10 protein-coding genes are annotated in these 8483 nt (G+C 57.0%); all 10 read left to right on the top strand.

Annotated elements, in window-relative coordinates:
* Positions 1-275: 275 nt before the first annotated feature.
* The 10 genes from ACOCD2_RS07890 to ACOCD2_RS07845 all read left to right on the top strand — a co-directional run bounded on the left by ACOCD2_RS07890 (position 276) and on the right by ACOCD2_RS07845 (position 8382).
* Positions 276-1910 (top strand): cytochrome D1 domain-containing protein, encoded by a 1635-nt coding sequence (locus tag ACOCD2_RS07890; protein WP_293647836.1) that lies wholly within the window; start codon positions 276-278, stop codon positions 1908-1910.
* 161 nt (positions 1911-2071) lie between these two features.
* Positions 2072-3856: a NapC/NirT family cytochrome c gene (locus tag ACOCD2_RS07885; protein ID WP_293647835.1), complete on the top strand. Its 1785-nt coding sequence runs from the start codon at positions 2072-2074 to the stop codon at positions 3854-3856.
* 160 nt (positions 3857-4016) lie between these two features.
* Positions 4017-4346, top strand: coding sequence for a plastocyanin/azurin family copper-binding protein (locus ACOCD2_RS07880; protein ID WP_293647833.1), 330 nt, complete (start codon positions 4017-4019; stop codon positions 4344-4346).
* Between the two features lie 86 nt (positions 4347-4432).
* Complete coding sequence (locus tag ACOCD2_RS07875) at positions 4433-4762, top strand: c-type cytochrome (protein ID WP_293647831.1); 330 nt, start codon at positions 4433-4435, stop codon at positions 4760-4762.
* The gene (locus tag ACOCD2_RS07870; RefSeq protein ID WP_293652481.1) at positions 4759-5928 is read left to right on the top strand and encodes a cytochrome D1 domain-containing protein; all 1170 of its coding nucleotides are present in this window, start codon (positions 4759-4761) and stop codon (positions 5926-5928) included. The genes ACOCD2_RS07875 and ACOCD2_RS07870 overlap by 4 nt, the downstream gene beginning before the upstream one ends.
* Before the next feature lie 2 nt (positions 5929-5930).
* A complete protein-coding gene (locus ACOCD2_RS07865; RefSeq protein WP_293649329.1) occupies positions 5931-6434 on the top strand; it encodes an Lrp/AsnC family transcriptional regulator in 504 nt (167 codons plus the stop codon).
* Positions 6425-6901 carry an AsnC family transcriptional regulator gene (locus ACOCD2_RS07860; protein WP_293649326.1) on the top strand — a complete coding sequence of 159 codons (477 nt, stop codon included), beginning with the start codon at positions 6425-6427 and terminating at the stop codon, positions 6899-6901. The genes ACOCD2_RS07865 and ACOCD2_RS07860 overlap by 10 nt, the downstream gene beginning before the upstream one ends.
* 22 nt (positions 6902-6923) lie before the next feature.
* A complete protein-coding gene (locus ACOCD2_RS07855) occupies positions 6924-7367 on the top strand; it encodes an Lrp/AsnC family transcriptional regulator (protein WP_293649323.1) in 444 nt (147 codons plus the stop codon).
* A 115-nt stretch (positions 7368-7482) separates the two neighbouring features.
* Entirely contained in the window at positions 7483-7965 is a 483-nt protein-coding gene (locus tag ACOCD2_RS07850; RefSeq protein WP_293649320.1) for an Lrp/AsnC family transcriptional regulator, read from the top strand.
* Between the two features lie 108 nt (positions 7966-8073).
* On the top strand, positions 8074-8382 hold the full coding sequence (locus ACOCD2_RS07845) for an REP-associated tyrosine transposase (RefSeq protein ID WP_293652483.1): 309 nt from the start codon (positions 8074-8076) through the stop codon (positions 8380-8382).
* The last annotated feature ends 101 nt before the right edge of the window (positions 8383-8483 follow it).

The raw sequence follows: 8483 nt of genomic DNA, 5'->3' as shown, positions 1-8483 counted from the left end.
CAGCTTTGGATGAGAATTTTGCCAGGGTTTGCCCCAAACCCGGCAATCCCCCCGGAAATTCTCTGGTCACTGTGCTGCTGCGCATGGTGGCTTGAATAATTTCTGGGAAACTTCAGTAATTAAATAAAACCTTGCTTGACGTAGGTCAATGTCAGTTTTTCCGGCAGAGTCCACATTACCCTGCAGCGATCATTGTAAAAAACAATGGGCGTAATATTTTCGGGAGCCGGAGGTATTTCTTTCGGCTCAATATACCAACTGTGGGGTAATCTGACATGTTTAAGACCAATCACCGTATATCCGCATTGAGCATGGCCATTGGCCTTGCGATTTCCGGTATTGCGACCACGGCCGCTGCTGCCAACCAGGCACCAAAAATGTCCGAAGCGGACTTTGAGAAAGGAAAATCGATCTACTTCCAGCGTTGCGCAGGCTGTCACGGCACCTTGCGTAAAGGTGCAACCGGCAAGAACCTGGAGCCGAAAAACACCATCAAGCTGGGTCAGAAACGTCTTGAAAAAATCATCACTTACGGAACAGAAGGCGGCATGAACAACTTCGACGACATCCTGTCGAAGAGTGAAATCAGTCTCATGGCCTCCTACATTCAGCAGACACCACCCATTCCACCGGAAATGCCGCTTTCTCTGATGAAAGAACGTCACAAGGTATTCGTGGATCCCAAGGATTATCCCAGCAAGCCCCTGCATGGCCGCAACTGGAAGAACTTCTTCCTCGTGATCGAGCGCGATGTAGGCAAGATCGCCATCATCGACGGCGACAAGAAAGAAGTCATCGCCCATATCCCCACCGGCTATGCGGTACACGTTCTCAAGGCCGTAGAGCATCATGAAGGCATGAGCGTCCCCAACCCCGGCCGCTTCTGGTACGTCATGGGCCGTGACGGCATGATGACCAAGGTGGACCTGTGGCAGACACCTGACAAGATGAAGGTCGCCCAGACCCAGGTAGCTTATGATGCACGCGATGTTGCCGTATCCGGCGATGGCAAGTACGTCATCGGTGGTGGTTACTGGCCGCCCCATTTCGTCATTCTCGATGCGCTGACCATGGAACCCCTGAAAGTGGTCTCCGCACGCGGCGTAAACGTGGATGGCGAGTACGTCAACGAGTCCCGCGTGGCTGCCGTATATGACACTCCCCATGCGCCTACCTGGCTGGTCTCCATGAAGGAACTCGGGCAGATGTGGCAGGTGGACTACAGTGATCTGGACAACCTGCAGATCACCGAGATCAACAGTGCCAAGTACCTGCATGACGGTTTCTTCGATCCTACCGGTCGCTATTTCCAGATCGCCGCAAACGCATCCAACAAGATGGTTGTCATCGACTCTGTTGAGCGCAAGCTGGAAGCCATGATCGACGTGGACAAGAAACCCCACCCCGGTCCCGGCGCGAACTGGAACGATCCCAAATGCGGTCCCGTAGGCGGCACAACCCACTTGGGTGTAGGCCTGATCACCGTCTGGGGTAACGATCCTGCCGGCCACCCTGACCAGGCCTGGAAGGTCTGTTATACCGTGGAAACCGATGGCCCCGGTGTGTTCATCCGTACCCACCCCAAGTCCCAGTACGTTTGGGCTGACCAGACCAAGTCACCCGACGATGAAGTCAAGCAGTCCATCCAGGTCATCGACAAGAAGACCCATGAGATCGTGAAAACCATCCGCCTGACCGAAAAGAAGGGTAATGCTGCCGTTCATATCGAGTTCAACGACGATGGTTCTGAAGTCTGGACTTCTGTCTGGAACCGCGGAGACTCCAAGAAGCCGAATGGTGAAATCATCATCTTTGATGCCAAAACCCTCAAAGAGAAAGCCCGTGTCAAAGGCCTGTATGCACCTACCGGCAAGTTCAACGTGTACAACCGCGTAAATCACGTGACCTGATCAACCGGTCTATAACGTGAACTGAGAAAGGCGGGTATGGGCTGTGATTCATGCCCGCCTTTTTTCATATCCGGATTGGACTATCCGGATCAGCGGGCAGGGAAACCCGACATCAATCCATTTCAACTGGTCTGTTGGCATTGCCATCGGAGTGAATAGTCATGACTGACAATACCAAACGCAAGCTGGGTTTCGGCGCAGCCTTCCTGTTTTTTATCCTCGGCATCATCTTCTGGGGTGGCTTTAACTGGGCCATGGAGAAAACCAATACTCTGGAATTCTGTATCGGCTGTCACGAGATGAAGGACAACGTCTATCAGGAATACAAGCCGACCATTCACTATTCCAACCGAACAGGCGTGAGAGCCGAATGTCCGGATTGCCATGTACCCAAGGAATGGATTTACAAAGTCATCCGCAAGATTCAGGCCAGCAATGAGCTGTATCATCACTTCATCGTCAAAGATGTGGATACGCCGGAAAAATTCGATGCCAAGCGTCTCGAACTGGCAAAACACGTCTGGGCCGCCATGAAGGACACGGATTCAAGGGAATGTCGCAACTGCCACAATTTCGAATCCATGAACCCCAAATTCCAGCGTCCAAGGGCACGCAAACAGCATCTGAACGCCTTTGAGACCGGACAGACCTGCATCGACTGTCACAAAGGCATCGCTCACAAGAGCGTGAGGAAACTGCTCACCGACGAGGAACTGGAAAATCTCGAGGCGCCCAATCCTGCCTTTATCCGGAAAGTTCCGGAGATGTACAAGGCAGGCCTGAAAGAAGTCGAAGCCATGGACGCTGAAAAGGCCGCCAAAGAAAAAGCGGAGAAGGAAAAGGCCCGCGAAGCCGCCAAGGCTGCCAAGGAAGCAGAGAAGAAACGCATCGAAGCAGCCGTAGCTGCCGCACTGGCGACCCAGGGTGCCGGCGCAGCTTCCGGAGGCGAAGCGGCCGCCGCCAGCCCTGCAGCAGCAGCCGGCGAGGGATTCGGTGTCAACTGGGACAATGCACCCGAGCGTGAAATCACCCTGTTCTATCCCAGCCAGACATCCATCGAATGGGTGCTCAACGGCCGGGACCATGGTGGTGCACGCCCCTTCGTCAAAGGTGGCGACCGCTGTTTCACCTGCCACGACAAAGAAACTGCCGACATGGGCAAGAAGATGGTCACCGGCGAAAAAGCCGAGGAAACGCCCATTCCCGGCAAGCGCGGCAGCATCCCGGTCAAAGTACAGGCGGCCCATGACGCCGACAACCTCTACCTGCGCTTCGAGTGGGAAGGCACAGACCACGTGCCCGTTCCCTTCGTTGAAGGCGGCAAGATGGACCCAGAAAATCCCATGAAGATCGCCTTCATGCTGGCCACCGACGACGTGGAATTCGCCGACCGGGCCGGCTGCTGGGGCACCTGCCACCATGACGCCCGCAACATGCCTCATGCTCCCGACCAGGCCACCCTGGATGCCAGCGAGGCCGCCAAGGTCATCGACCTGAAGAACGGCGTGACCAAATACCTCAAGGAAAGCCGTACCAAGATCGAGGTCAAGGGACGCCGTGGCAAGAAACGCGGCGGCTGGGACAAGCTCAAGAGTCCTGAGGAGATCAGCGAGCTGCTGAAATCCGGTATCTTCATGGATCTCATGCGCTACAAGTCCGGCAAGGGTGAAACCGAGAACGGCTATGTCCTCGAGCAGCGCCACATGAGCGGTGGCGGCGAACTCCTGGCCAATGCCCACAAAGAGGGAAATACCTGGGTGGTGGAAATGAAACGCGCCCTGAAGACCGGCAAGCCAGGCGACGTGGATATCGAACCTGGCAAGCTGTACAACTTCGGCTTCGCCATTCATGACGACTACAGCAACGGCCGGTTCCACCATGTCTCCCTGGGCTACAAGCTTGGGTTGGACAACGGGGAAGCCGAGATCAATGCCGTAGGCAAATAACCCCCGATTTCGGGATCTTGAAAGCCGGCAGGTACCGCCCTGCCGGCTTTTTGCATACCAGGGCTGGCGCAAATCCTGCCACACCGCTCCGTACAGCTTCCTTTTTTGGTAGGATTCGATTAGGCATGAACTGCATCAGTCCTGAGGGAGTAAACCAAGCATGAAAAAATCCGTACTTTTCATCCTGCTCATCTGCCTGACCTGGTTGGGCACAAACGTATTGGCAGCCGAACCAGGCGTCACAGACGTCAGCATCATCAAGTTCAAGTTCACCCCGGCGGAAATCACCATCAACAAAGGTGACAAAGTGATTTGGACGAACAGGGAAAAACGCCAGTACCACAGTGTCTGGTTCGAGAAACTGGGTGACCCCGAGCCGGACTACCTGTTTCCCGGTGATACCTACGAGCGCGTATTCAAGCAAACCGGTGATTTTCCCTACCGTTGTGGTCCACATCCGGAAATGACGGGCATCGTGCATGTCAGGTGAAGCCTGGGCAATTGACCTCAATCAATGTTGCCGACCGGCGCTGCCGGTACATTGAAAACCGTACCCAGTTTCTCCGAGAGCATGGAATGAACAGACTTGGCCTGACCCTGCTGGCGGCGGTGATTATTACCGCCTGCCACACGGCTTCTGCACATGCAGAGCTGGCTGCTGCCCGCCAGGCAGAACTGCTGTATCTGCTGAAACACGACTGCGGTTCCTGTCACGGGATGCGGCTCGAAGGTGGCCTGGGACCTGCACTGACACCCCGGCGCCTGCGACCATACAGCGCTGAAACCCTCGGCTCGACCATACTCCATGGCCGCCCGGGCACTCCCATGCCCCCCTGGCGGCCTTTTCTCAGCAGAGAAGAAGCTTTGTGGCTGGCATCCCGGCTGAAACAGGGCATCCGGCCATGAAAGTCCTGCTGCTGTTCCTGCTGATAAGTCTTCAGGGTGTCGTCCAGGGCGATTGCCTGACCCGGGGCACCGGCGATATGGGCATCATCGTCGAACGTGCCAGCGGCAGTGTGCTCGTCATCGATACCAGCGCGCACAAGGTATTGTCCCGTATCCAGGGTCTAGGTGATCTCTCCCATGCATCCGCCGTTTACTCCCGGGATGAGCGCTACGCCTACGTCTTCGGGCGGGATGGCGGCCTGACCAAGATCGACATTCTTTGCGGAAAGATCATCAAGCGGGTGCTCCAGGGCGGCAACAGCATTGGCGGCGCTATCTCCCAGGACGGCAAGCTGGTAGCTGTATCCAACTACACGCCGGGGGGCGTGAAAGTATTTTCCTCGGATGACCTGTCACTGGTGGCCGATATCCCCGCCACACCTTTCAAGGACAAGCGTTCCAAGACCGTTGGCCTGGTGGACGCTCCGGATCAGCGCTTCGTCTTTGCCCTCTACGACACGGGCGAGACCTGGATTCTGGACATGACAGATCCGGCCAGGCCCGCGCTGACCAAGTTCACCAATACCGGGCGCCTGCCCTATGACGGGTTGATCACGCCCGATGGCCGTTACTATATCAATGGCCTGTTCGGTGAAGACGGTCTGGCCCTGCTGGATCTGTGGCACCCGGAAAAAGGCCTGAAACGCATACTCGATCATTACGGCAAGGGTGAAAAACAGTTGCCGGTATACAAGATGCCCCATCTCGAAGGCTGGGCCGTCGCGGGCGACCGTGCTTTTCTGCCCGCAGTGGGTCATCACGAAGTGCTGGTGATGAACATGGGCGACTGGCAGGAAGCCGGACGCATCCCCGTCCACGGCCAGCCGGTCTTCGTCATGGCCCGTCCTGACGGCCGGCAACTGTGGGTCAACTTTGCCTTTCCGGACAATGACACGGTGCAGGTCATCGACAGTGAAACCCTGAAAATAATCAAGACCCTGAAAACCGGCAAGGGCACTTTGCACATGGAATTCACCCCCCGGGGCGAGGAAGTGTGGATTTCCGTACGCGACAAGGATGAGATACAGGTCTACGACACCCGCACAATGAAGCTGAAAACCCGCTTCAAGGCGCAAAAGCCCAGCGGCATCTTCTTCACCGATCGTGCCCACAAGACAGGACTGTGACCATGGCCACCCCTGCCGTCAGGAAATATCCCAGCATCACGACAGATATCGAGCCGGAACTGTCCACACTGGAAAAGCGCCTGCTGAACGAGTACCAGAAGGGCTTTCCCCTCACCGCAACGCCCTATGCGGACATTGCCGAGCAGCTGGGCACCAGTGAGGCACTGGTGCTGGATATTCTGCAGAAGCTCAGGGATCAGGGATTCATCAGCCGGGTGGGACCGGTATTCAAGCCCAAGCGGCTGGGCGCCAGCACACTGGCTGCCATGTCCGTCCCGGTGGAAAAGCTGCGCCAAGTTGCCACCATCGTCAGCAGCTTTGGGGAAGTCAATCACAACTACGAGCGGGAACATGCGTTCAATCTGTGGTTCGTGATCACCGCAAAGGACCAGGAACGCCTGCAGCAGGTCATACAGGACATCCAGCGGCGCACCGGTTATGCCGTCATGGACCTACCCCTGGAACAGCAGTATCACATCGACCTGGGGTTCCCTCTGTGGTGCTGAATGCCCAGGACCGCAGGCTGGTGGCTCTCATCCAGGGCTGCCTGCCTCTGAGCAGCCGCCCCTACGCCGAACTGGGGAAGCAGCTGGACATGCCCGAGGAAACGGTGATACAGCGCATCCGGGCCATGCAGGAAGACGGCGTTATCAAGCGCATGGGCATCGTCGTGCGGCACCACGAACTGGGTTATACCGCCAATGCCATGGTGGTCTGGGATGTGCCCGATGACCAGACGCGCCGGGTAGGCAAGGCACTGGGACGACACGCCTGCGTGACTCTGTGCTACCAGCGACCCAGACGCCTGCCGGAATGGCCCTACAACCTGTTTTGCATGATTCACGGCAAGGATCGGGAGCGGGTGCTGAATTACCTCGACAGCCTGGTGGAATCCGAAGCTTTGCAGGACATCCCCCATGAGGTATTGTTTAGCGGTGAGCGCTTCAAACAACGTGGTGCCAGATACCTCTAACCCTGCCGGAACAACACCTTCCATGGACGCCATCGATCGCGCCATCATCAACACCCTGCAACTCGGTTTCCCCATCAGCGAACGCCCTTACCAACAGGCTGCTGCCGGGCTGGGCATCGATGAAAGGGAGCTGATCCGGCGCCTGAAAGCCATGCTGGATGACAAACGCCTGTCCCGTTTCGGCCCCCTGTTCCATGCCGAACGCATGGGCGGTGGACTGAGTCTGTGCGCCATGGCCGTGCCCGAAGAAGATTTCGACAAAGTCGCGGAACAGGTCAACAGCTTTCCCGAGGTCGCCCACAACTACGCCCGGGATCACGACCTGAACATGTGGTTTGTCCTGGCCACAGAAACGCCGGAGCGCATCAGTGAAGTACTGGCGGAAATCGAGACGCTCACCGGCTATCCGATTTACAACATGCCCAAGCAGCAGGAATTCTTCGTGGGCCTGCATTTCGAGGTATGAGCATGACCGATTCCCGGATACAGACCACCCCCAGTAGGTCGGGCTTCAGCCCGACAAAAGCTTTCGGTGTTCTCTCCCGCTGGCCTAGCTTACACCCGACAGGAACCGCCTGAGCATGGACGCTCTCGACCGCGCCATCATCGAAGCCACCCAGGCCGGCCTGCCCCTGGCAGAGCGCCCCTACGCCGTGGTAGCCGAGCACGTGGACAGCGACGAAGCCACCGTCATGGCGCGCATGCAGGCCATGCAGGAATCCGGCATCATCCGCCGCATCGGCGCCGTACCCAACCATTATGTCCTGGGCTTTCGCGGCAACGGCATGAGTGTCTGGGAAGTGCCCGAAGACCGCATCCAGGCCTGCGGAGAACGGGTGGGCGCCCTGGATTTCGTCAGTCACGCCTACCATCGCCCCAAACACCCACCGTTGTGGAACTACAACCTGTTCGCCATGGTGCATGGCCGGGACAGGGAAGAAGTGATGCAGAAAGTCGAGAAGATCGCCGCCCTGCTCGGAGATGACGACCTGGGCCACGAAGTCCTTTTCAGCAGCCGCATCCTGAAAAAAACGGGTCTGCGCCTGCCCGGAGGCAAGCCATGACGCATGGGATTGTCGGACTGAAGTCCGACCTACGCAGAGGAACACCCAAAATTCTCGTCGGGCTGAAGCCCGACCTACGATCAACCCGTTATCCAAAGGAGGACAAGGATGTCCTACAACGCTTTACGCAAAGGCCGTTTTTCTCAACCCGGTCAGGACTATTTCCTGACCCTGGTCACCCACAGGCGCCGGGCCGTCTTTCAGGAATTTCAGGCGGCCCGTCTGCTGATCCGGGAAATGCGGCGTCTGGAAACAGAGCAACGGCTGATCTGGCAGGCATGGGTGGTCATGCCCGACCATCTGCACGGACTGATAAGCTTGAAACAGTGCACCCTGCCAGAAAACATTCGTCTGTTGAAAGGGCGCAGCTCCCACACCGTCAATGCCTTTTGTCAAAAAAAAGGGCTCTTCCCCTGATTGAGTGGGCGCCCATCATCTAGTAATCCCATCAGGGTAAAGATCCAACCCGCCGAGATGGAAGTAAATGGCATTGGCAAACCGCTCTTTATTGCGGAAGC

It is taken from the genome of Thiolapillus sp. (assembly GCF_048562965.1).
Lineage (GTDB): Bacteria > Pseudomonadota > Gammaproteobacteria > Chromatiales > Chromatiaceae > Thiolapillus > Thiolapillus brandeum_A.
The sequence above is the reverse complement of the archived record's forward strand: the minus strand, read 5'-3'. Positions and strand labels throughout refer to the sequence as shown.

Bases quoted from the DNA above. Each gene is read 5' to 3' on its own strand.
- ACOCD2_RS07890 (WP_293647836.1), top strand. From the start codon at position 276: ATGTTTAAGACCAATCACCGTATATCCGCATTGAGCATGGCCATTGGC.
- ACOCD2_RS07885 (WP_293647835.1), top strand. From the start codon at position 2,072: ATGACTGACAATACCAAACGCAAGCTGGGTTTCGGCGCAGCCTTCCTG.
- ACOCD2_RS07880 (WP_293647833.1), top strand. From the start codon at position 4,017: ATGAAAAAATCCGTACTTTTCATCCTGCTCATCTGCCTGACCTGGTTG.
- ACOCD2_RS07875 (WP_293647831.1), top strand. From the start codon at position 4,433: ATGAACAGACTTGGCCTGACCCTGCTGGCGGCGGTGATTATTACCGCC.
- ACOCD2_RS07870 (WP_293652481.1), top strand. From the start codon at position 4,759: ATGAAAGTCCTGCTGCTGTTCCTGCTGATAAGTCTTCAGGGTGTCGTC.
- ACOCD2_RS07865 (WP_293649329.1), top strand. From the start codon at position 5,931: ATGGCCACCCCTGCCGTCAGGAAATATCCCAGCATCACGACAGATATC.
- ACOCD2_RS07855 (WP_293649323.1), top strand. From the start codon at position 6,924: ATGGACGCCATCGATCGCGCCATCATCAACACCCTGCAACTCGGTTTC.
- ACOCD2_RS07850 (WP_293649320.1), top strand. From the start codon at position 7,483: ATGGACGCTCTCGACCGCGCCATCATCGAAGCCACCCAGGCCGGCCTG.
- ACOCD2_RS07845 (WP_293652483.1), top strand. From the start codon at position 8,074: ATGTCCTACAACGCTTTACGCAAAGGCCGTTTTTCTCAACCCGGTCAG.